At 73.7% G+C, this 20991-nt stretch carries 19 protein-coding genes and 1 pseudogene; 5 read left to right on the top strand and 15 right to left on the bottom strand.

All coding sequences use genetic code 11. The features are described 5' to 3' along the window. Nucleotides 1–74: 74 nt before the first annotated feature. The 6 genes from D9753_RS06945 to D9753_RS06920 all read right to left on the bottom strand — a co-directional run bounded on the left by D9753_RS06945 (nucleotide 75) and on the right by D9753_RS06920 (nucleotide 6019). On the bottom strand, nucleotides 75–497 hold the full coding sequence (locus D9753_RS06945) for an acyl-CoA thioesterase (RefSeq protein WP_121786205.1): 423 nt from the start codon (nucleotides 495–497) through the stop codon (nucleotides 75–77). Nucleotides 498–549: 52 nt separating this feature from the next. Continuing rightward, nucleotides 550–1179 carry a hypothetical protein gene (locus tag D9753_RS06940; RefSeq protein WP_121786204.1) on the bottom strand — a complete coding sequence of 210 codons (630 nt, stop codon included), beginning with the start codon at nucleotides 1177–1179 and terminating at the stop codon, nucleotides 550–552. Nucleotides 1180–1384: 205 nt separating this feature from the next. Beyond that, nucleotides 1385–1984, bottom strand: a complete 600-nt coding sequence (locus D9753_RS06935; protein WP_121786203.1) for a histidine phosphatase family protein — start codon at nucleotides 1982–1984, stop codon at nucleotides 1385–1387. Between the two features lie 218 nt (nucleotides 1985–2202). Further along, on the bottom strand, nucleotides 2203–2781 hold the full coding sequence (locus D9753_RS06930) for a DUF4232 domain-containing protein (protein WP_121786202.1): 579 nt from the start codon (nucleotides 2779–2781) through the stop codon (nucleotides 2203–2205). Between the two features lie 52 nt (nucleotides 2782–2833). Further along, the gene (locus D9753_RS06925) at nucleotides 2834–4648 is read right to left on the bottom strand and encodes a trypsin-like serine peptidase (protein ID WP_240468068.1); all 1815 of its coding nucleotides are present in this window, start codon (nucleotides 4646–4648) and stop codon (nucleotides 2834–2836) included. A 162-nt stretch (nucleotides 4649–4810) separates the two neighbouring features. Beyond that, nucleotides 4811–6019 (bottom strand): pyridoxal phosphate-dependent aminotransferase, encoded by a 1209-nt coding sequence (locus D9753_RS06920; protein ID WP_121786201.1) that lies wholly within the window; start codon nucleotides 6017–6019, stop codon nucleotides 4811–4813. Between the two features lie 81 nt (nucleotides 6020–6100). Here D9753_RS06920 and D9753_RS06915 point away from each other — a divergent pair, with 81 nt between their 5' ends. After that, nucleotides 6101–6727, top strand: a complete 627-nt coding sequence (locus tag D9753_RS06915) for a winged helix-turn-helix transcriptional regulator (RefSeq protein ID WP_121786200.1) — start codon at nucleotides 6101–6103, stop codon at nucleotides 6725–6727. Nucleotides 6728–6808: 81 nt separating this feature from the next. On the opposite strand, the gene D9753_RS06910 is transcribed toward D9753_RS06915, so the two are convergent. The 4 genes and pseudogenes from D9753_RS06910 to D9753_RS06895 all read right to left on the bottom strand — a co-directional run bounded on the left by D9753_RS06910 (nucleotide 6809) and on the right by D9753_RS06895 (nucleotide 11267). Next, nucleotides 6809–7606: a hypothetical protein gene (locus D9753_RS06910; protein ID WP_121790940.1), complete on the bottom strand. Its 798-nt coding sequence runs from the start codon at nucleotides 7604–7606 to the stop codon at nucleotides 6809–6811. Beyond that, nucleotides 7606–8865: a VWA domain-containing protein gene (locus D9753_RS06905; RefSeq protein ID WP_121786199.1), complete on the bottom strand. Its 1260-nt coding sequence runs from the start codon at nucleotides 8863–8865 to the stop codon at nucleotides 7606–7608. The genes D9753_RS06910 and D9753_RS06905 overlap by 1 nt, the downstream gene beginning before the upstream one ends. A gap of 367 nt (nucleotides 8866–9232) precedes the next feature. After that, nucleotides 9233–9334, bottom strand: a pseudogene (locus D9753_RS37715) (NUDIX hydrolase); the annotation flags it as partial. A 421-nt stretch (nucleotides 9335–9755) separates the two neighbouring features. Then, the gene (locus tag D9753_RS06895; RefSeq protein ID WP_121786198.1) at nucleotides 9756–11267 is read right to left on the bottom strand and encodes an IucA/IucC family protein; all 1512 of its coding nucleotides are present in this window, start codon (nucleotides 11265–11267) and stop codon (nucleotides 9756–9758) included. 327 nt (nucleotides 11268–11594) lie between these two features. On the opposite strand from D9753_RS06895, the gene D9753_RS06890 reads away from it, so the two are divergent. The 3 genes from D9753_RS06890 to D9753_RS06880 all read left to right on the top strand — a co-directional run bounded on the left by D9753_RS06890 (nucleotide 11595) and on the right by D9753_RS06880 (nucleotide 13963). Next, a complete protein-coding gene (locus tag D9753_RS06890) occupies nucleotides 11595–13007 on the top strand; it encodes an IucA/IucC family protein (RefSeq protein WP_394346801.1) in 1413 nt (470 codons plus the stop codon). A gap of 123 nt (nucleotides 13008–13130) precedes the next feature. Then, on the top strand, nucleotides 13131–13436 hold the full coding sequence (locus D9753_RS06885; RefSeq protein ID WP_240468066.1) for an Ada metal-binding domain-containing protein: 306 nt from the start codon (nucleotides 13131–13133) through the stop codon (nucleotides 13434–13436). Further along, nucleotides 13433–13963 (top strand): ABC transporter substrate-binding protein, encoded by a 531-nt coding sequence (locus D9753_RS06880; RefSeq protein ID WP_121786196.1) that lies wholly within the window; start codon nucleotides 13433–13435, stop codon nucleotides 13961–13963. The genes D9753_RS06885 and D9753_RS06880 overlap by 4 nt, the downstream gene beginning before the upstream one ends. 239 nt (nucleotides 13964–14202) lie before the next feature. Here D9753_RS06880 and D9753_RS06875 read toward each other — a convergent pair whose 3' ends face one another. Then, nucleotides 14203–15411, bottom strand: a complete 1209-nt coding sequence (locus tag D9753_RS06875; RefSeq protein ID WP_121786195.1) for an MFS transporter — start codon at nucleotides 15409–15411, stop codon at nucleotides 14203–14205. A gap of 63 nt (nucleotides 15412–15474) precedes the next feature. Here D9753_RS06875 and D9753_RS06870 point away from each other — a divergent pair, with 63 nt between their 5' ends. Next, nucleotides 15475–15849, top strand: a complete 375-nt coding sequence (locus D9753_RS06870; protein ID WP_121786194.1) for a MerR family transcriptional regulator — start codon at nucleotides 15475–15477, stop codon at nucleotides 15847–15849. Here the strand turns inward: D9753_RS06870 and D9753_RS06865 are convergent. From D9753_RS06865 to D9753_RS06850, 4 genes are all read right to left on the bottom strand, one after another. Continuing rightward, nucleotides 15807–16724, bottom strand: a complete 918-nt coding sequence (locus tag D9753_RS06865) for a fumarylacetoacetate (FAA) hydrolase (RefSeq protein WP_121786193.1) — start codon at nucleotides 16722–16724, stop codon at nucleotides 15807–15809. The two genes, D9753_RS06870 and D9753_RS06865, sit on opposite strands and share 43 nt — an antisense overlap. Before the next feature lie 36 nt (nucleotides 16725–16760). Next, complete coding sequence (locus tag D9753_RS06860; RefSeq protein WP_205614072.1) at nucleotides 16761–18047, bottom strand: pyridoxal phosphate-dependent aminotransferase; 1287 nt, start codon at nucleotides 18045–18047, stop codon at nucleotides 16761–16763. Between the two features lie 136 nt (nucleotides 18048–18183). Further along, nucleotides 18184–19839 (bottom strand): AMP-binding protein, encoded by a 1656-nt coding sequence (locus D9753_RS06855; RefSeq protein WP_121786192.1) that lies wholly within the window; start codon nucleotides 19837–19839, stop codon nucleotides 18184–18186. Then, nucleotides 19836–20954, bottom strand: a complete 1119-nt coding sequence (locus D9753_RS06850; RefSeq protein WP_121786191.1) for a Glu/Leu/Phe/Val dehydrogenase dimerization domain-containing protein — start codon at nucleotides 20952–20954, stop codon at nucleotides 19836–19838. The genes D9753_RS06855 and D9753_RS06850 overlap by 4 nt, the downstream gene beginning before the upstream one ends. Nucleotides 20955–20991 lie beyond the last annotated feature (37 nt).

Here is a 20991-nt window from a genome sequence, read left to right as displayed (position 1 = left end):
GGCCACCCCGTCAACAGGCCGGGGGAGACGGAGAACGACCCGTGTCCCCCGGTCCGGCCGTCACCCGTCGGCGGCTACAGGCCGAACAGGGCCGGTTCGGCCGCCAGTTCCTTGAACACCCCGCCCGGATCGGCGACCAGCCTTCTCTCCTCCAGGTCGAGCAGACCGGCGACCGCGGTGACCTCGGCGGCCACCGTGCCGTCCGTCCTGCGGATCTCCTGGAGTATCCGGAAGGTCTTGCCGCCGCCCCACTCGAACACGCAGGTGACGTCGATCTCGTCACCGGCGAGCAGCTCACGCCGGTAGCGGATGGTCGTCTCCAGCGCCACCGGCCCGACACCCCGGCCGATCAGCCGGGCCTGGGTGATCCCCGCCGCGCTCAGCAGGGACCAGCGGGCGTGCTCCGCGTAGTTCACGTACACCGCCTGGTTGACGTGGCCCTGGGTATCGGTCTCGTAGCCCCGGACGGTCACCCGCACGGAAAACGGTTCGGACACTGCTCGCCCCTCTCGCGTTCGCACTCCCGACGCACCGATCCTGGCACGCCGTTCAGACCCGGCGGGGTGAGGCCAACAGATAACGCACGCCCGTCCGCGGCTCGCTGTACTCGCCGGCCTGCCACCCCGCCCGCTCCAGCGTGACCGCGCAGGCCGCCAGGGTCCGCGCGTCCGGCGCGTACACCGCGACCGCCTCCGGCTGCGGGGTCGCCCGCACCCGGTAACCGTCCGCGTCCCCTCCCGCCGGACGGTGCCCGGCCGCCTCCAGGGCGAGCGCCGCCGCCCGCACCAGATGCGCCCGCTCCCAGCCGCACGGCCGGTCCACCGCACCGTCCGCACTGGTCATCCGGCGCAGCTCCAGCAGCCCCTGCCAGGCACTGTGCACCTCACGCAGCCGGGCCGGCCCGGAGCCGGGCGGCTCCTCCTCGCCGCCGACCCGCGCCGCGAACACCCCGCTGTCCGCCACGGGTTCGGCCGGCGCCTCCGGTAGCTGGGGCACCGCGTCCCGGACGCGGTGGCCGGCCGGGGTCAGGAAGTGGTCGTGCGGCGGCCGGGGATGGCGGAAGGCCAGCCCCTGCTTCACCAGCGCCGCGAGCTGGAACTCCGTACCACGCAGCCGGCCCGTGACCGGATCGGCGGCCTCGATCACGCGGCGCTGCGCGGCGGTGGGCGGTCGGGACACGGGACGCTCCTTCCGGGGCCGACAGGGCCGACGGGGCCGAGGGGGCCTGCGGGACATGAGGGCCGCCGCGGTGGGCCGGCCTCTTCGCAGAGTACGGGCCGGGTCTGACAACGGCCGGCACGCACCCCGCGGGGCGGACGGCGCGGGAGGCGTCCGACGCCCCCCCGCACGCACTCTCCCGCATCCTGTGCGCGCGGTACGCCGCCTACCCCTGTGGCCGGATGTTCCACCCCGCCACCACCGGCCGCCCGTGCTCCGTGCCGAGCCGGCACAGCGTTCCCGTCGCCAACTGGAACAGCGCGCCGTGCCGGGGCGAAAGGCCCAGGCGGCGGGCGGTGAGGACGCGGAGGAAGTGGCCGTGCGCGATCAGGACGACGGCCCCCTCGGTGTCGGCGAGGGCGGCGTCGGCCCTCGCCAGGACGCGGTCGGCGCGCTCCCCGACCTGCTCCGGCGTCTCACCCGGGTGGTCGGGCGGGCCGGGGTCGACGCCGTCCGTGAAGAGGAACCAGCCGGGCCGCTGCCGCTGGATCTCCACGGTGGTCACGCCCTCGTAGCCGCCGTAGTCCCATTCGCGCAGGTCGCTGTCGACGAGGGCGTCCGGGACGCCGATGAGCCGGGCGGTCTCCCGGGCCCGGAGCAGGGGACTGACGAAGGCCGCCCCGATGCGGTGGGAGCGGATCAGCGGGACCAGCCGGCGTGCCTCGTCCCGCCCGTGGCCGGTGAGGGGCACGTCGGTGGAGCCGGTGTGCCGGCCGGTCCGCGACCACTCGGTCTCACCGTGCCGGACGAGGAGGAGGTCACCCATGACGGCACGGTGCCACAGGGCCGCCGCCGCCCGCAGGACGGACTGCGCCAGACGGCCGTTCCCCGGGCCCGCCCCGGCGAGCGCCCGCAGGACGGACCGCGCCGGACGGCCGTTGCCCGGCTCCGTCCCGGCGAGGAGTGGTCCTCGCCGTCGTCCTCGTGCCGTCCTCGCCGGCCCCGGCCGACGCCCCCGGGGCCGCGCCGGCGGTACGGCCGTCCTCAGGTCCCGGCGGGCGCGCGGCGCGGGGCGGCCATGGCGAGGGTCTCCCCGCACGCGTCGATCGTGGCGGGACGCCGGTGCTCGTCCGTGACGGGGACGACCGTGCCGTGGGTGTCGTGCGGTGCCCGCACCACGGCCTCGTTCTGCCGTACGCACCAGGTGCCGGCGCCCTTCGTGCCGCGGGGCGTGTAGCGGAGGTCCACGGCCACGGCCGCCCTGCCGGGCAGGGTGAGGGAGGCGGGGTGACCGTCTCCCGCACCCTCGATGCCGTCCGCCTTGCCCTGGTGGATCTCCAGCCCCGGGTATCCCGCGAACGCGCAGTTGCCGGGGCCCTTGTTGACGGCGGTGAGCCGGGCGTTGGGCCGGCCGTCGTCCTCGCCCGTGCCACCGCCGGTGAGGGACAGCGTCCAGGTGAGTGCGGCCGTCCGGCACGGTGGCGCGGTGGCGGACGGTGAGGTGGTGGGCGGCGCGGTGGCATCCGGTGCGGCCGTCGTGGTGGTGCCGCACGCCGTCAGCGCCAGCGCCAGCGTTGCCGTGAGTACGGCGGGGCCGCCGGCCGGTCGGATCGTCGCTCGCATCGTTCCCCCTGGGTGTGGTGCCTGTGGTGCGGTGTGGTGCTCTGCCGTGCGGTCAGGTGCCGGGGTGGACCAGGGTGTACTCGGTGCCGAGGGCCTTGGTGCCGGTGTCGGCGTACAGGGTGGTCTCGCCGTCGGACCAGCGGACAACCAGGTCGTCGGCGCGGTGGTCGGCCGTGAGGTCGCCGGCGGTCAGCACCTGGGCGTGCTGCCACAGGCTGTTCGGGCCGCGCACCCGGGCCGCGGTGCCGGGTCCCGCGGCGGAGGTGTCGGTGTAGGTGTCGAGCGCGCCGTCCGTCCAGCGCACGAACAGGTCTGCGACGCCGGTGCCGCCGAAGCCGCCGCCGGTGAGCAGGGCGGCCCTGGTCCACGTGCTGTTCGCCGCGCGGAGCGGGGTGGCGGGGCCGAAGCCGCCGGTACCGGTGCCGGAATACAGGGTGAGAGCGCCGTCGGCCCGGCGGACCAGCAGGTCGGTGCCGCTCCGGCCGTCCGGGCCGTCGTGGAAGGCGCCGGTGGTGAGCTGGGCGGCGTTCTTCCAGGCGGAGCCGGGCGGTGCCATCCGGATCTCGCGGCCCGGGCCGGCGGGGCCGGGGGCCGGGTAGAGGGTGACCCCGCCGTCGGACCAGCGCACCAGCAGGCCGGACCGGCCGTCGCCGGTGAAGGTGCCGCCGGTGAGGCTCCGGGCGTGGGTCCAGGTGGAGTTGGCCTTCCGTAGCTGCTTCTCGGCGCGGAACCCGCCCCTGCCGTCCCCGGGGTGCAGGGTGAGGGCGCCGTCGGAGTGGACGACGAGGAGATCGCCGCGCCCGTCGCCGGTGTAGTCGCCGCAGGCCATGAGCGTGGCCTTGCGCCAGCGTGCCGCGCCGCCGGGCAGGCTGCCCTTCAGGCCCGGATAAGGGGGCAGGTCGGCGGGCGGCGCGTGGTCGGCGACGGCGTCGGCGAGGAGGTTCGCTGCGTCGGCGCCGAAGGCCGTGGCATAGCTGATGTAGTCGACGTTCGCGTCGTTGCCGCCGCCGTTGTAGCCGCCGAGGTTGCCGATGACGTGCCCGGCGCGGGCGTCCTCCTTGTAGTCGGTGATCCAGGGGCTGCCGGAGACGCCGCCGTAGTAGCCGCCGCAGGTCATCGACATCTGCCGGTAGCCGCGGAGTTGTGTGGTGGGGACGGTGCACCGCACGGCGCGACCGGCGCTGTTGTGCCGGTGGGAGGGGTAGCCGACGACGGTGACCTTCTGGTGGGTGTAGCCGGAGGGCCGGGTGAAGGTCAGTCCGCCGCCGACCGCGTCCTGGAGGGACTTCCCGTTCTGGTTGGCCGAGACCCGCGCGAAGGCGGTGTCCAGGTCGGAGGAGACCTTCTTGGTGGTGGTCGAGCCGCGGTCGGGCGTGTACCGGGGGTCGATGAAGATCCGCTGGATGTGGAAGATGCCGTACGGCTGCCGGCCGGGGTCCGCGCCCTTCACGAACTTCGGGACGAAGATGTAGTCGCCCTTCATGTTCAGTGCGCAGTGGGCCGCGGTGAGCACGATGTTCCGCGCCCGGGTGTCGATCACACTGCCGGTGCAGTGCCACGTGGTGCCGCGCGGCCCGTCGGAACCGAAGAAGGTCCCGACCAGCCGGGTGCCCTTGAACAGCGTGCCCTGCGGCCTGCGCGCCGCGGCCGGCCGGCCCGGCGCCGACGACGGCTGCCGTGCCGTGTCCAGCGGCCGTGCCCCGGCCATGCGCTGTGCCGTCCAGAACTGTGCCGCCTGCCGTGCCTCCCGCCCGGCGGTGGGACCGGGCGGCGCGGGCGCCGCGGCCCGCGCCGCCGGAGCCGTGACGCCGAGGAGCGCCGCGCTCAGCAGGGCCACGGCGGCGCGGCGGAATCCGTACGAGAACACTCTGCTCCCCCTGGTGTGCCTTCTGTGCCGAAGTCGGAACCAGGGGTGGGCGGTGCGGCGCTGGTCAGGCGCGCACCGACGGCTTGTGGACGCGTTCCGCGTGAAACCCCCCGGTCGTCGACGGGGTGATCTTCGCACATACGCGCGAAACGGGCCAGGCGGCTATTGCCGGTACCCGCTGAGGAACCGTCCGATCCGGCCGATGGCCGCCTCCAGGTCGTCGGCGTACGGCAGGGTGAGGATGCGGAAGTGATCGGGGGAGGGCCAGTTGAAGCCGGTGCCCTGGACCACCTGGATCTTCTCGCGCAGCAGCAGGTCCAGGACGAACTTCTCGTCGTCGTGGATGCGGTGCACCTTGGGGTCCAGGCGCGGGAACGCGTACAGCGCGCCCTTCGGTTTGACGCAGGACACGCCGGGGATCTCGTTGAGCTTCTCCCAGGCCACGGTCCGCTGTTCGTGCAGCCGGCCGCCGGGCACGGTCAGGTCGCGGATGGACTGGCGTCCGCCGAGCGCGGCCTGGATGGCGTACTGGGCGGGCGCGTTGGGGCACAGCCGCATGGAGGCCAGCATGGTCAGGCCCTCCAGGTAGTTCTTCGCCTGCTGCCTCGGGCCGGTGACCACCAGCCAGCCGGAGCGGAAGCCCGCCACGCGGTAGGTCTTGGACAGGCCGCAGAAGGTGAGGACCACCAGGTCGGGGGCGAGTGCGGCGGCCGAGTGGTGGACGGCGTCGTCGTACAGGATCTGGTCGTAGATCTCGTCGGCGAACACCATCAGGCCGTGCCGGCGCGCGAGGTCGAGGATGCCTTCGACGACCTCCTTGGGATAGACGGCGCCGGTGGGGTTGTTGGGGTTGATGATGACCACGGCCTTGGTCCGGTCGGTGATCTTCGACGCCATGTCGGCCAGGTCCGGGTTCCAGTCGGCCTGTTCGTCGCACAGGTAGTGCACGGCCTTGCCGCCGGCCAGGGTGGTGACGGCCGTCCAGAGCGGGAAGTCCGGTGCCGGGACGAGGATCTCGTCGCCGTCCTCTACCAGGGCCTGGACGGCCATGGTGACCAGCTCCGATACGCCGTTGCCCAGGTACACGTCGTCCACGCCGACGTCCAGGCCCAGGGTCTGGTAGCGCTGGGCCACCGCGCGGCGGGCGGAGAGGACTCCGCGGGAGTCCGTGTAGCCGTGGGCCTGCGGCAGCATCCGGATCATGTCCTGGACGATCTCCTCCGGCGCCTCGAAGCCGAAGGCCGCGGGGTTGCCGGTGTTCAGGCGCAGCACGCTGTGCCCCGCCTCCTCCAGCGCGTTGGCGTGCTCGATCACCGGGCCGCGGATCTCGTAGCAGACCTCGCTGAGCTTGTTCGACTGCCGGAACTCCATGCGCCCCTCCGGGAACTCGTGTTACTTGGTTTTACCAAGTGCGAGCTTGGAAAGTCCAACAACATGTCTAGACTGCGTCGCATGCCACCTCGCCGAAGCTACGACCAGTACTGCTCCGCGGCCCGCGCGCTCGACCTCGTCGGCGACCGCTGGACCCTGCTGATCGTCCGGGAACTGCTCGCCGGCCCCCGCCGCTACACGGACCTGCACGCCGACCTGCCCGGCGTGAGCACGGACGTCCTCGCCTCCCGGCTGAGGGACATGGAACGGGACGGGCTCACCACCAGGCGGCGGCTGCCCCCGCCGGGCGCGGCGTACGTGTACGAGATCACGGACCGCGGGCGGCGGTTGCTGCCGGTGTTGCAGGCGCTGGGCAGTTGGGGCGAGGCCGAACTGGGGGAGCGGCGCCCGACCGACGCGGTCCGCGCGCACTGGTTCGCGCTGCCGTTGCTGCGCGCGCTGGAGGGCGAGGGGACCGTCGAAGTACACCTGGAGGAGGGCGACTTCCACCTGCGGGTCGGCGCCCCGACCGGGCCGGTGTACGGCGACGGGCCCGCTCCCGGGGAGCCCGCGGCGCGGCTGACGATGGACGCGGCGACCTGCGAGGCCCTGGCCCGGGGAGAGCTGGGCCTGGCAGACGCGGTACGGGACGGACGGGTGACGGTGACCGGCGACGGCACCCTCGCCGAAGCCCTCCGACAGGCGTGAACGGACGCCGCCTCCGGACGTCACCCGGACCCCGGCCGCACAGTGAAGGCCCGCCGGTGGGCGGGCCTTCACATGAGCGGATCAGACGTTCGGCGGCACCCGGGACGGCCGTCCCGGTCCGCGCGTCAGCACATATCCGCCGACACCGGCAAGCGCGGCCAGCATGCCGCCGATCGCGGTCCACACCCAGCGGTCGGACCACCAGCCCGACGACCAGCCGTCGTCCGAACCGAAGCTGGACAGCACCGCCGCCTTCGAACCGTCCTCGTCACCGGCCTCGACGGCGATCCCGGGGACGAGCGGCTTGCCCAGCGAACCGTCCACCGCGGCCGCGCCGCCGATGTCCTTGGTGTCGACGCGCACCTCGGCGCTCACCGGCTGCCCGAGGTCGGAGGCGCCGAGGTCCACCACGGTCAGCCGGACGTAGTACGTGCCCGGCAGCGGGTCGTTGGCCCACGGCTCCGACCAGCCGCGCACCGTGCGCAGCACACAGGCCAGTTCGACCGAACCGGTGCCCTGCGCCGCGGTGCGGGTCTGGGCGCCGTACTGGCAGGCCTGCCGGCGCCGCAGCCCGTCGTACACGTCGAGCTGCCACGCCTGGGGGCCGTGCGTGCCGGGCAGCTTCACGGTCGCCCGGACGGTGGGACGCCGCCCGGTGTCCGCAGGGAACGACCAGTACAGGTAGTCACCGGCGGAGCCGGACGCGGTGGCCCGCTGCCCCTGCTCGATCTCCGTCGCCGTACGGAACGACGTGCCCGCCCGGGTGGGCGCCTTGCCGTCGTCGGAGGCGCCCGGGGACGGCGAGGAGTCGGCGGCGGCCGGCCCGGCGGCCAGCCCCAGCGCCAGCAGCGCGGCGCCCAGCACACGTGTGATACGCATCAGTTCGTCCTCCAGACGGCGACCCGCCAGCGCGACAGCCAGCCCCACAGCAGACCGGCGAGGAAGCCGGCCAGCACCAGCGCGCCCAGCAGCCACCAGCCGCGGCCGAGCCCGAAGGAGGCCACGTCGTGGTGGCCCGACGGCCCGTCCACGACGTCGACGGTCAGCTCCAGCGGCAGGCCCGGCGTGGTCTTCACGCCCGTGGCGGCCGAGAATGAGTTGGTGACCTGGAGGCACACCGTCTCCGCCGGCGCGTCGTCGTCGCTGTCCGGCCGGGGATAGCGCAGGCCCGTGGAGACGGTGTCCGTCCGGCCGGTGCCGGCGGCCTCGCCGCGCACGATCTCGCGTCCGTGCACGGTCACCGCCCGCAGCAGCACACCGTAGTCGGGGTGGACGGCCCGGTCGTCGGCCACGCTCACCGAGGCGCGCAGCTCCTGGCCGGGCTCGACGTCCACCCGGTACCAGCGCTGCTGCCCGAACTCCTCACGGTCGGTGTACAGCCCGGACTTCAGTGCCGGCGCCTTCGCGCACTGCGCCGCGCCCTCGGTCGCCACCGGCGTGACCACCGGGTCGGCCGCCCGGTCCACCAGATCCCCGACGCGGTCGGTCAGTTCCTCCTTGTGCCGCACGGAGGTGTAGGTGCCGCCGGTCGCGTCCGCGATGCAGCTGAGCTGGTCGCGGGTCTTCGCGTCGGGCACCAGGCCGAGGGTGTCGATGGTCAGCCCGATGCCCTTGGCGGCTATCTCCCGTGCCACCTCGCACGGGTCGAGCGGCTGGCAGGTGTCCTCGCCGTCGCTGATCAGGACGATACGGCGGGTGCCGTCACCGCCGTTCAGGTCGGCCGCCGCCTTCAGCAGCGCGGGCCCGATCGGCGTCCAGCCGGTCGGTGCCAGCGTGGCCACGGCCGTCTTCGCGTCGGTCCGGTCCAGCGGGCCGACCGGGTAGAGCTGCTCGGTGTCCTTGCAGCCCTCCTTGCGGTCGTTGCCGCGGTAGTTGGCGCCCAGGGTGCGGATGCCGAGCCGGACCTCCTCCGGGGTCGCGTCCAGCACCTCGTTGAACGCCTGCTTCGCCGCGGCCATCCGGGTGCCGCCGTCGATGTCGCGGGTACGCATGGAACCGCTGACGTCCAGCACCAGTTCGACCTTGGGAGCGGCTTGCTCCGTCTCGTCGGCGACCGCTCCGGCGGGGAACGCGATCCCGGCCGTCAGGGCGGCGAGCAGAGCGCAGACTCCCGCCGCCAGCCGTTGTCTTCTGATCATCGCCGGATCCTATTGATCAGACCGGCCGGACTCCAAAACGCCGGGCGGCCGTCGCCACCCGGTGCCCGGCCACGCTCACGACCCGCCGCCCACCGCCTCCGCCCCGAACACCCCCGCCAGACGGGCCCGGTACAACGCGGCGACGGTGAAGCCGTCGGTGATCCGTCCGTCGGCCACCATCTCCTCCGCCTCGGCCGCCGGTCACCGTGATCGCCCGGCGGATCGCCTCGCCCTGCTCGACGTCGCCGACCCCGTCCACACGCGCCGCGTACAGGGCGGCCTTGTGACTCAACAGATCGCTGTCCGGGTGCAGTTCCCCCAGCGGGATCACCCCGGTCGGCGTGGCGGAGATCTCCTCCCTCAGCTCGCGGGTGACGTTCTGCCCGGGCGTGGCCCCCGGATCCCCGAAGCCCCGCACCACCTCCCAGTGCCGGCTCCTGGTCGCGTGGCGGTGGTGCTCGATCAGCACCACCCTCTCCTCGGGGCCGGCCAGCGGCAGGACCACCACGCCGGGCGACGAGCCCGGGGCGGCACGATCCGGTCGTACAGACCGAGGCGGCCGTCGGGGAAGCGCACCGGGTCGCGCAGGCACCACAGGTAGCGCCCGGCCGACACCACACCGGCCGGGACCGGCCGGAGCGCGGCCCGCAGCCGTGCCCACAGGGCCTCGAACGGGCCGCCGTCACCGCTCCGTCGGACGGTGGTGCTCCGGCGACTGGCGTCACGGATCAGCGCCGGGTCCGTGAGGATCCGGCCCCCCGGGATCGTCCCGGAACCACTCCGGCACCTGGTGGCGCAGGGCCTCGTACCGCGCTGGCACCTCAGGGGTACACCATCGGGCGGCGGCCGCGAGGCCAACGCGGTTTCCAGCCACCCACCAGGACGCGACATCAGCTCAGCGCCGGGAACGCCGTCGAGCAGGGCGGGGGCAGCGCCGCCCAGATGTCGCCGGTGCGGTCGGGGGAGAGGCGCATCAGTGTCAGCGCCTTCGCGGGCAGCGGGTCGTCGCGCAGGGCCGCGAGATCCGGGGTGTGCGGCAGGTGGGGGAGAGCGTCCCGCAGGGCGGCGGCCAGAGCCGGACCCGAACCCGCGGTGCCGGCGAGCGCCCCCGCCACCAGGGAGCCGAACAGCTTGCGGCGCAGGGCGGTCGCGTCGTCCGTGATCAGACGGCCGGACAGGTCCGGCACCGGGACGCCGTGGCGGGCCAGCCGGGCGGGGCTGATCCGGATGTCGGCGAGGTCCCGGTAGACCAGCCGCCGGGGGCTGCCGTCGGCGGCCAGGATCACCAGGAGGTTCTGCCCGTGGGCCTCCAGGGCCACCCCGAGGTCGAGCAGCCCGAGGCCCACCGTGAGCGCCAGCCGGGTGAACGCGGTCATCCAGGCGGGATCACCGGGCAGGGCCGTACCGGAGAGCGCTGCCACCGGCAGCACGCGCTCACCCGGTCGCGTGTACGCCTCGGGTGACTCCCGCAGCAGCGCCGCCAGTGCGGGCGAGCCGGCGGTGACCGCGCCCAGGGTCCGGGTCACGTGCAGCAGACCGTCCGTACGCGCCGCCAGTTCCTCACCGAGCGACGACAGCACCGCGGCGGCCTGAACCGAGTACGCGGAGATGTCCCGCACCGACGACGTCAGCCGGGCACTGAGCGCGGTCTTCACATGCGGACCACCGGGAAGTGCCAGCGTGCGCAGCGACATCAGCGGACGGGCCGGGCGCCAGCGGTCGTACGGCCCCCGGAGCACCCGCTCGGCCTGCCAGGGGTGCACCGGCACCAGCAGCCTCTCCCCGTCGCGCAGTTCGGCCGGCCAGTCACCGGAGACCAGGCACCGGTCCGCCGGCACCGGCACCGTCCCCAGCTCCACCACCGGCCCGTGCTCCGGGCCGTACGCCAACTGGTCCGCCACCGAGAAACCGGGCCGTGCGCGGCAGTTGGGGTGGAACGGATGCCCGTCGACGACCCGCTGCTCCCACTCCCAGTCCTGCGCCGGCCACTCCTTCGAGTGATCCGCGCCGGCCCGGGACAGCGCCAGCGACGCCACGCTGTGCGCCAGTTCGGCCGCGAAGGGGGACGCGTGCGGCACCCCGAGCGCGGTCATCAGAGCCGCCGGATCCACGTGCCGCTCCCGGCCGAGGCGGACCGCCGTGACGTACGCGCTCGTGGCGTACGGGTCCGCGTGCGGGCCGTGCAGCGTGCGGCCGTCGGCGAGGCGCAGGGCGAGGCCGTGCGGCCCGGGCGTCCGGCCGGTGAGCCACGGCAGCGGCTCATGGACCAGCGCCCGCCACAGGCGCGTCAGCACGGCGGCGCGGGCACCCGGCAGCTCCGCCGCGTACCGGGGCAGCAGGCCGGGCCGGACGGCGGCCAGCTCGTCGGCGACCTCGGTCTCGGTGGTCGCGGGACGGTCCACGGGCGGCTCCTCGGGTACGCGGGGCACGGCACCATTGTCGGGGACGACAGCCATACTGATCGCGACCGGCTACCGATGGCGCACCGGCGTGCGGGGGGACGCCGCCACCGGGCCCCGCCGGACGACGGACCATGGAGGACGGACCGTGGACCACGGGCGCCGGACGGACCAGGGACTACGGGCGCCGGGCGGACCAGGGACTACGGACGACGACGGACGACGACGGACGAAGAGAACGCGTGGACCTCACACCCCTCCGCCGGCGAGACCGGCGAGACCGGCCGCCGCGCCGACGCGTACGCGGCAGCGCCCCTGCTCAACTGCCTCCTGCGGGAGGTGGCCGAACCGCTCGCGGACACCGGGGACCGGCGCGTCCACCGGCTGCCGGGCGGGCGGCTGCTGCGGGTGCGGGCCGGGCGCCGCCCCGCCGACCCCGAGGTGCGCACGGCCGGGGTCTGGCGCCGGATCGGCCACACCGAGCTGGTCAAACTGGTTGCCGAGGAGCTGCGCCGGCACACCGGACTGCCCGGCGGCGACCTGCCCGCCGAGATGATCGACAGCCGGGACACGGTCGCCGCCCTGCTCGCCGCCCGCGAGCGGGCCACACCCCCCGCCGACCCGTATCTGCGCTCGGAGCAGTCGCTGCTCACCGGCCACCCCCACCACCCGGCCCCCAAGGCACGCGGTGGCGGCCCTGCCGCGTCCTGGCTGCCGTACGCGCCCGAGGCGCACGCCCGTTTCCCGCTGGTGCTGCTCGGCGTCCGCGAGGACCAGGTGGCCGAGGAGGGCGACACGACCGCACTGGACGCCCTCGGCACGGCCCCGCCCGGCTACCGGCTGCTGCCCGCCCACCCCTGGCAGCTCGACCTGGCCGCCCGTGACCTCGCCCCCGCCTTCGCCGACGGCCGCCTGCTGCGGCTCGGCACGAGCACGTTCGACGTCCGGCCCACGGCGGCGGTCCGCACGGTGTACGAACCCGGCCGCGACCTGTTCCTGAAGTTCAGCCTGGACGTGCGCATCACCAACGACATCCGCCGGCTGTGGCGCCATGACCTGCTCGGACTCCGCCGTACCGACAGCGCCGCCGGGCGCGCCTTCGCGGCGATGGGCCCGCCCGCGGCCTGGCTCAGCGACCGCGGCTACCGCACCGCCGCCTTCGCCTTCGAGGAGCTGGCCGTGCTGGTCCGGGACGGGCTGCGCGGCCACCTCGTGCCGGGCGCCACCCCGCTGCTCGCCGCGGGCCTCGCCGAGGGCTTCGACGGCAGCCCGCTGGCCGCCACCGCCGACCCGGCCGGCTGGTGGGAGGCGTACCTGCGACAGGTCGTACCGCCCGTCCTGACCGCGTTCGGCGACCACGGGGTCGTCCTGGAGGCCCACCTCCAGAACACCCTCGTCGCCGTCGACGCGTCCGGTACGCCCGTGCAGGCCCTGTTCCGGGACGCCGAGGGCGCCAAGGTGCTGCCGGACGTCTCCCGTGCCGCCGGCTGGGAACGGCTGGTGTACTGCCTGGTCGTCAATCACCTCACCGAGATCGCCGGCGCCCTCGGCGACCACCGTCCCGGCCTCGACCCGTGGCCCGCCGCCCGCCGCGCACTCGCCCGGCACGATCTGCCCGAGATCCCCGCCCTGCTGACCGCGCCCACCCTGCCGGGCAAGACCAATCTGCTGCTGCGCTGGACCGGCGCGGCCGGCGCGGACGCCCGCTACCTGCCCCTCCCGAACCCCCTGCGCGCCGGCTGACAGCGACACCCGCCTCACCCGTCCGGGGGACCCCGACCGGACGCCGGCAAGGAAGGGGACGGCGGCGCGGTCGACGTCCGAATACCGCTGGTACGGCCGCCCGGAATGATGCACAGTGCCTCCGTGGACAGACGACGGCTCGACGACACGGCCCCCGCGACGGCGACCGCTCGCGGTCACACGCTGATCGGTGGCGACGGCCGGCCGTACCGCAGCGGCGTGCCCGGCCGGTTCGGTGGCTACCGGCGCGGACGTATCTACGGACGGCTGGACTGTCCGTCCGCTCTGCGGCACATCGCCCGCGGGAACTACGTACGCCACCGCGTGTTCTTCGCGGACGAGGCCACCGCCCTCGCCGCCGGGTACCGGCCGTGCGCGGTCTGCCTGCCCCTCCGCCACCGGGCATGGCGGAAGGGGGAGCCGTCATGAGTGAGCCCTCACCACGGCTGGACCCGGCCGCACTCGCCGACCACGGGCCCTGGCCCGCTCCCCGCCCGCACACCGACCGCGAGCTCGCGCGCCTGCTGGCACTGCTGGAGGACTGCGGCGTCCGTGGCGGCAGCGTCGCCCTGGGGCACGGCCGGGACGCCGCGTCGAGGGCCGCCGCCCTCGCGTTCGCCGACGCCTGGCAGGAACGCGGCGGACGGCTCGCCGCGGTCGTCGACTGGCCGGAGGAGGCTGCCTCCTGGCTGCGGCAGGCCCGCCGGCTGACCGGTGTGGCGCCGGACGCCTGGGTGGTGGCCGCGGCGCCCGTCGGCTGGGCCCAGTTGAGCCGTCGCCTGCGGCACAGCACCGACTGGGACCCGCGCCGCACGTTCGGCTTCGCGTCCGCGGGGGACACGCGTCTGGTGACCGCCGCCGGACCGGGAGTGCTGGACGGGATGCGCGGCGCGACGTCGGACGGCCGGGTGTGGACGATCCGGCGGGGCTGGGTCATGGAGTCCGCCGACGGCTGACCGCCGCCCCCGCCTGCGGCCGTTGCCTCTCCTCGCACCCACGCGGGAAGACCCCGTACCCACAAGTGCTGGGTACGGGGTCTTCGTCAGCGCCGCGCACGGAGCGTCCCGGCGGGGGATGGCGAGATCGAACTCCTCTGCGTGGCGCGCTCATGGGGTGCTCTTTCGTCAGCGGTCCGACGAATCCGAGGAGTGCAGGCCGTGGGATCGTCCGGCGCCCCGAGCAGGCGCCCGATGTCTCACTCGGCCCCCGGGCGGACGGAGGGGAAGGCGTGCTTGCGGGCAGCGACCACGACGATGAGTACCGGGGCCATGAGGGCGAGGACGCTCCACGGGAACGACTTGGGGCCGAGACCGTCCAGGAGGATGCCGCCGGCCGCGCCGCCGCCGGCCATGAACGAGTTCCACGTGGTGACCAGCAGGGCCTGTCCTCGGTCGCCTCCCGCGTCGGTGACCGCCGTCTGCAGGAGGGTGGTGACGCCTCCCCATCCCAGACCCCACAGCACCATCGCCGCATAGACCACGACCATGTTGTCAGCCAGTACCGCCAGCAGGACGGAGGCGACCAGGAACAGAGCGCTGCTGACGATGGTGAGCTGACGCAGCTTGCGATCGACCAGAGCACCCGTGATCCAGATGCTCACCACCGACGCGATGCCGAAGACGAGCAGCACGATGTCGCGGGAGCCACCCATGTCGTAGGCGTCGAGGAAGGTCGCGATGTAGGTGTAGAGGATGTTGTGGGCCAGCACGTAGGCCGCGACCACGAACAGGACCGCTGCGACCCCGGGAAGGGACAGGGCCTTCAGGATGGGCTCGCGGGCTCCGGGCCGCTGGCCCGGGGCGTCCGGGACCGACATCGTGATCCATCCGAGCAGTGCCACGGAGACCAGCGTCACGAGGCCGAACGTCAGGCGCCAGCCGAACAGGCCGCCGAGGAAGGTGCCGAGCGGGATACCCAGCGACAGGGCGAGCGGGACACCCGCCATGGTGATGGCGATGGCTCTGCCCTGCAGGTGCGGAGGTGCCAGTCGCCGTGCGTATCCGACCAGTTCGGCCCAGACCGCGGCGGCGGCGACACCGGCGATGAGGCGGAAGGCCATCGTCAGGGGATAGCTGGAGGACAGGGCGGTGACCGTGTTGGCCACCGCGAACGCCGTCACGGCCAGCAGGAGCAGCCGCTTGCGCCGCCAGGCCGCCGTCGTGACGGAGAGGGGGATGGCCGCGACGCCGGTGGCGATGGCGTAGACCGTCAGTGCCTGGCCCATCGCGGACTCGCTGACCGACAGGTCCCGTGCCATCTCGGGGAGCACGCCCGCCGGGAGTGCTTCGGTCAGAATCCCCATGAAGGCTGCTGTGGCCAGAGCCAGAAGCGGTGAAAGGGGCAGCTTCCGATTGTCTGCTGCTGGAGCGGAGGTGCTCAGCAGCTCTGTCTGGGATGTTGACATGGTTGTATCCTCGAACCCTCACATCGGTGTGAATGTCAAGCTCGTGCGAATGAGGTGGGTCACATGCGGATCGGAGAGCTTTCCGAGCGGACCGGAACCCCACGTCGGCTGCTGCGTTACTACGAGGAGCAGGGACTGCTCGTCGCCGACCGCGCGCCGAACGGCTACAGGGACTACCCCGAGGGCTGTGTGAACCGGGTCCTGCAGATCAGAGGTCTGCTGGACGCCGGCCTGCCCACGCGGATCATCAAGCAGATCCTGCCCTGCATCAACGACCCCCGGGCCATCCACGTCTCCGACGCCACGTCGGAGACGATCGCCACCCTGGAGGGCGAGCGCCAGCGCATGACCGACCGCATCGAGTGCCTGCTGCGCAGCAGGGAAGCCATCTCCGGCTACCTCGAGGCCGTTCGCCGCGAGTCGGCCGCGGCCGTCTGACCACACTGCACGGTGTTGGCCAGCACGACGCCGTGGCTGGTCACGTCGATGACCATCCGGTCGCCGTCCTCGATCCGGAACCCGTCGTGGAAGGTGGCCTTGTCGGCGCCGAGCAGCAGGTAGTTCACCAGGCCCGGCCGGCGCAGAAGCGGGTACGACAGGACGTGGGCGGTCATGTCCTCGATCCGGTGGTAGAGCGAGTCACCGCCGCACGAGAAGTCGCCCTCCCAGGCCGGAGCGCCGTCCCGTTCGACGGTGACCCGTCCGGTCACGGTCCGGGGCGGCTCGTCCAGGAACAGCCAGGGCGTGAGCGAGGTCTCGCACAGTTTGGCGTACGGCGTCCAGGCCCACGGGTTCTTCCGGTGCAGCCCGATGTCGTTGAGGTCGTTGCCGAAGGTGTAGCCGGCGTAGTGCGGCACGCCGTCGTCGTCGTTGACGTAGACCAGGGCGACCTCCGGTTCCTCGAGCAGCCAGAGGGGCTCGGCCGGGGTGATCAGGGGCTCGTCCGGCATGCGCAGCCAGGAGCCGAAGCCCTTGAGGTAGTAGTTCGGCGGGGTGAACTCCTCGTCGGGGGCGGGGTCGTGGTCGAACTTGGAGCGGTGGGTGCCCATGAAGCCGTTGATCAGGGCGTTGTTGGTGGTCGTGGGCAGCAGTGGCGGGAGGAACCGCAGTTCGGGGTCGCCGGTGGTCACCTCGACCGTCTCGGCGCCCTCGGTCACGGCGGCGAGGACCGCCTCCGGCCCGCCGCCCGCGATCACGGCGTCGCGCACCCGGTCCTCGGGCACCCGGTACAGGACGTGGGGCCGGCCGGGGGCCGGTATGCCGACACCGGCGTACCGCAGACCCTTGTACTCGCATTCGAAGAGGATGGACATGGTGGTGAGGGCCCTCCTTGGTGGGTGGTGGCGTCTTCAGGGGGTGGGCCGGCCGGGACCGGCGAGATCGGTCAGGACCTCGGTGATGCGGTCCGACGAGGCCTTGATCCAGGGCAGTCGGGTGGGGTCGGCGGCGGCCAGGGCCTCGAAGCGCTCGGCATCGGTCTCGCCGTAGAGCCGACTGGTGGCGACCCGGATGCGCAGCGAGTGTTCGGGCTCGCCGAAGGCGGTTCCGGGCAGCACGCCCACCCCGTACCGTTCGGCGAGGAGCGTGGCGAGAGCCTCGCCGCCGTGCACGGCGTGGGCTCCGGCGAGGTGTTCCCGCAGCGGCTCGAAGTCCGGGTAGAGGTAGCAGGTGGCCCGCACCGGTGACAGTTCGGCGCCCACGGCGGTGAACCGTTCGGCCACCGTGCGCACCACCGCCTCGTGCAACCGCCGCGCGGCGGCGACGTACGCGACCACCTCGGGCGGCTCGCCGAAGGCATGAGCCGCGGCGGCCTGCACGGGAGCCGCGGTGCTCGACCAGATCTGGCTGGCGATGCCGACCAGCCGGGTGTGCACCTCGCGCCCGAGCGGGCCGTCGGGCAGCCGGGCGACCCCGAACCGCCAGCCGCCGAGCGCCAGGTTCTTGGTGAGACCGGTGGTGACGACGGTCCGCTCCGGCGCGAAGGCGGCCGGGGACACCGCACGGTCCGCCGGGTCGAAGACCAGGTCGCAGTAGATCTCGTCGGAGACGATGACGAGGTCCAGGTCCCGGGCGGCCCGCGCCAGGCGCTCGACCGTGCCGGGAGCGGCCACGGTGCCCGTGGGGTTGTCGGGCAGGGTGACCACCACGCACCGCGGGTTCCGCCCGGCGGCACGGGCGAGGGCCACCGCCTCGCCCAGCGCCGCCGGGTCGGGCACACCGCCCTCGCCCGGCAGGGTGGGCACCGGGATCGGCCGCGCCCCGGCCAGCCGGGCCTGCGCCGCGTAGCTGACCCAGCTCGGCACCGGCACCACCACATCGCCGCCGATGGCCAGCAGCAGGGCGAACAACAGGGGCTTGCTGCCCGGACCGCAGACCACCAGAGCGGGGTCGACGGGGAGGTTCCGCCGCTCCCAGTAGCCGGCGACCGCGGACCGCAGCGCCGGGCTCCCCGACACGGAGCCGTAGGAGTTGCGGTCCGCCGCCGCGGCGAGCCGGTCCCGCAACGCGGGCAGGACGGGCAGGCCGATCTCACCGCTGGCCAGGGAGAGAACCTGCTCCCCGGCACAGCGCCGTCGGGCCAGCGCCTCGTCGGCGGCGAGGGTCGCCGACATGGTGACGGGCACGGGTGCGGTCATGGTGGGCTCCAACGGTCGAGCTGAGGCGGGGTCGGGGAGCGGGCGGAGGGCCGGGAGGAACCGGGACGGGGCGTCCGCCGGCGGTGCGCGGAGAACCGGGAGGGGGCGTCCGCCGGCGGTGCGGGAGGCCGGGCGGTCACGCCCCGGCGTAGCGCTCCCGCAGTTCGACCTTCCGGACCTTTCCGGTGAGCGTCTTGGGCAGGGCCGTGACGATCTCCAGCCGCTCCGGGTAGAAGCGCGGGTCCTGGCCGGCCTCCCTCAGGTAGGCGCGGATGTCCTCCAGCGTCAGGGTGGCGCCGCCGCGCGGGACGGCGACCGCGAGGATCGGGTCGTCGACCGTGCCGTGCGGGCCGACGAGGGCGGCCTCGGCCACCTTGGGGTGCCGGGAGATGATCGCCTCCAGCTCGGCCATCGGTACGACGATCCCGTCACGCAGGATGGTGTCCTTGGCGCGGCCCAGGATGCGGATGCCGCCCCGGCCGTCCTCACGCGCCACGTCTCCGGTGTCGAACCAGCCGTCCTCGGTCAGCTCGGAGTCGAAGACGTCCTGCTGCTTGTAGTAGCCGAGCGCCCGCGACGCGCCACGTACCCGGAGCCGGCCCACCGGGGCCCGCGTGTTGTGGTCATGGCACAGGTCGATGCGGATCTCCATGGAGTCGATCGGCCTCCCGTGGCTGTGCGCCGCCCAGTCCTGGTTGTAGTCGAGCCGGCTGATGGTGACGGGGCCGAACTCCGACATGCCCCACACCGAGTACGTGCGGGCCCCCAGCGTCTGGCGCAGCTCGTCCACCAGTTGCTGGAGCACCGGCGCCGCGCCGGTGACCGTGTGGCGCAGACTGGACACGTCGTGCGGATCGATCCGCTGGGCCGTGGCGACGCCGGAGAGCGTGGGCGGCGGGCCGTACAGCAGCGTGGCACCGTACCGCTCGACCAGGTCCAGCAGGCCGGCATGGTCCGGGCCGTTCTGGAAGGCGATCGTCCCGCCGAGCATCACCCCGGCGAGGACGCCCTGACCGAAGCCTGAGTAGTGCACCAGCGGGGTGGTGACGACGGCCACCAGGTCGTCGCGGAGCAGGAAGGTGTCCACGTAGCCGCGCACACCCGAGTGGACCGTGTTCTGGCTGTGCACCACTCCCTTGGAGAAGCCGGTGGTGCCGGACGTGAACAGCACCACGAACGGCTCGTCGGGTCGCAGTTGACGACCCTCCAGATCGGCCGTGCGCTGCTTCTCCCAGGGGGTGGCGAGGAAGTGGTCGTGGAAGTCGAGGGCCCCCTCGGGGGCGTGGCCGTCGACCACCACGACGTGATCGAGGGGGAGTTCGCCCTTGAGCGCGGTGACGGTCTCGGCGAGCGGATAGCCCTCCCACTCCGGCACCGTGACGCACACCTTCGCCTCGGTGAGCGCCAGCCGGTGGCGCAGCTCCTCCTCCCGGCAGACCGGGGCGATGGGGCAGATGACGGCACCGACCGCCATGCAGGCGAACATCAGCGGCACCATCTCCCACCGGTTGGGGAGCTGGACCGCGACCACGTCGCCGCGCCGCACGTCCAGTTCGAGCAACGCCACGGCGAACCGGTCGCTCAGCCGCGCCAGTTCGGCGTAGTCGAGGGTGTCGGTGCGGGCCTCGTCGAGACGGCGTCCGGCGATGGCCAGCTTGCGCGGCCGTTCCCGGGCCTGGCGGCGCAGGTCGTCGAGGAAGGTCTCGTCCCGCCACCAGCCGCGCCGCCGGTACTCGGCCATCCGGTCCGCGGCCGACGCGGTGGCCAGGATGGCGGTGGTCGTCGAGGTCATCCCCGCTCCTTACGACGGCTCTCCAGCAGTTCGGGCAGCGGGTCACCGGGGTTCGCGGCAGCGATCTCCAGCAGGTCCCGGGTGTTGCGGCGGACCCGGTCGCCGATCCAGTCGAAGACCCAGGCCTTGCGGGCGTCCGCCGCCAGGTCGAAGGGGACGACCCGGGTGACGGCCAGGGCGGCCGAGCCGGCTCCGCCGATGTTGGCGATCACGCCCGGGACCAGCGTGGCGCCGGAGGCCCGCGCCTTCTCGCGCGCCTCGGCGCCGGAGGCGAGGTTCGCGCCCTCGACCACCAGGCCGGCCCGCAGCCGGTGTGCGTTGTCGGCGTTCAGGGCGTGCTTCTGCGCGGCGAGGACCAGCAGGTCGGCGTCGACGTCGAGCCAGGCGTCCGGCTCGGTGGAGACGGTGACGTGCTGCGGCAGCCGGGAGCGGTCGATCAGCCCGAACTCGTCGGTGACGGCGACCAGGTCGGCCACCGGCAGCCGGTCCGCACTGATGGTGCCGTGCACGTCGGCCACGCCGACGATCACATGACCGCGGTCCTCCAGGAACCGGGCGACGGCCCGGCCCACCGCGCCGAAGCCCTGGACGACGACCCGGGCGGGCCCGGTACGGCCGCTCGCCTCCAGGGCGGTGACCGCCGCCACGCCGACACCGTGGCCCGTGCAGTCGATCAGGGGCTCGTAGTACGTGCGCCAGTCGATGGGCATGTCCGGCGCGCCCAGCCGGTAGCGGGGGTCGTAGCCGGCCTCGGCGAAGAACACGGCCCGGTCGGCCGGGGTGACACCCATGTCGATGCCGAGGTGGATCCCGCCGTGCAGCAGCGGCTTGACGGTACGGCCGAAGGTGCGGAACGTCTCCTCGCGGTGGGTGCCGTCGGAGACTATGCCGCCCTTCGCCCCGCCGATGGGCAGGCCGGCGAGGATGAACTTGTGCGTCATGTCGCGGGCGAGACCGGCGACCTCCTCCTCGGTGACCCCGGTGGTCATCCGTACGCCGCCCATGGCCAGGCCGTCGTAGAGGGAGTCGACGACGACCCAGCCCTTGAGTGCACCGCCGCTGCCGTTCAGGTGGACCGTGAACGCCGGCTGCTGTGAATTTTCCAGATCACTCATGGTCAAGTCAGGTCCTTGCCTATGTGGAAGAAGGGAC

It is taken from the genome of Streptomyces dangxiongensis (assembly GCF_003675325.1).
GTDB lineage: Bacteria > Actinomycetota > Actinomycetes > Streptomycetales > Streptomycetaceae > Streptomyces > Streptomyces dangxiongensis.
This window is presented reverse-complemented; position numbering and strand designations above follow the sequence as displayed.

Bases quoted from the DNA above. Each gene is read 5' to 3' on its own strand.
- D9753_RS06935 (WP_121786203.1), bottom strand. From the start codon at position 1,984: ATGGGTGACCTCCTCCTCGTCCGGCACGGTGAGACCGAGTGGTCGCGG.
- D9753_RS06930 (WP_121786202.1), bottom strand. From the start codon at position 2,781: ATGCGAGCGACGATCCGACCGGCCGGCGGCCCCGCCGTACTCACGGCA.
- D9753_RS06920 (WP_121786201.1), bottom strand. From the start codon at position 6,019: ATGGAGTTCCGGCAGTCGAACAAGCTCAGCGAGGTCTGCTACGAGATC.
- D9753_RS06915 (WP_121786200.1), top strand. From the start codon at position 6,101: ATGCCACCTCGCCGAAGCTACGACCAGTACTGCTCCGCGGCCCGCGCG.
- D9753_RS06910 (WP_121790940.1), bottom strand. From the start codon at position 7,606: ATGCGTATCACACGTGTGCTGGGCGCCGCGCTGCTGGCGCTGGGGCTG.
- D9753_RS06905 (WP_121786199.1), bottom strand. From the start codon at position 8,865: ATGATCAGAAGACAACGGCTGGCGGCGGGAGTCTGCGCTCTGCTCGCC.
- D9753_RS06880 (WP_121786196.1), top strand. From the start codon at position 13,433: ATGAGTGAGCCCTCACCACGGCTGGACCCGGCCGCACTCGCCGACCAC.
- D9753_RS06875 (WP_121786195.1), bottom strand. From the start codon at position 15,411: ATGTCAACATCCCAGACAGAGCTGCTGAGCACCTCCGCTCCAGCAGCA.
- D9753_RS06870 (WP_121786194.1), top strand. From the start codon at position 15,475: ATGCGGATCGGAGAGCTTTCCGAGCGGACCGGAACCCCACGTCGGCTG.
- D9753_RS06865 (WP_121786193.1), bottom strand. From the start codon at position 16,724: ATGTCCATCCTCTTCGAATGCGAGTACAAGGGTCTGCGGTACGCCGGT.
- D9753_RS06860 (WP_205614072.1), bottom strand. From the start codon at position 18,047: ATGACCGCACCCGTGCCCGTCACCATGTCGGCGACCCTCGCCGCCGAC.
- D9753_RS06855 (WP_121786192.1), bottom strand. From the start codon at position 19,839: ATGACCTCGACGACCACCGCCATCCTGGCCACCGCGTCGGCCGCGGAC.
- D9753_RS06850 (WP_121786191.1), bottom strand. From the start codon at position 20,954: ATGAGTGATCTGGAAAATTCACAGCAGCCGGCGTTCACGGTCCACCTG.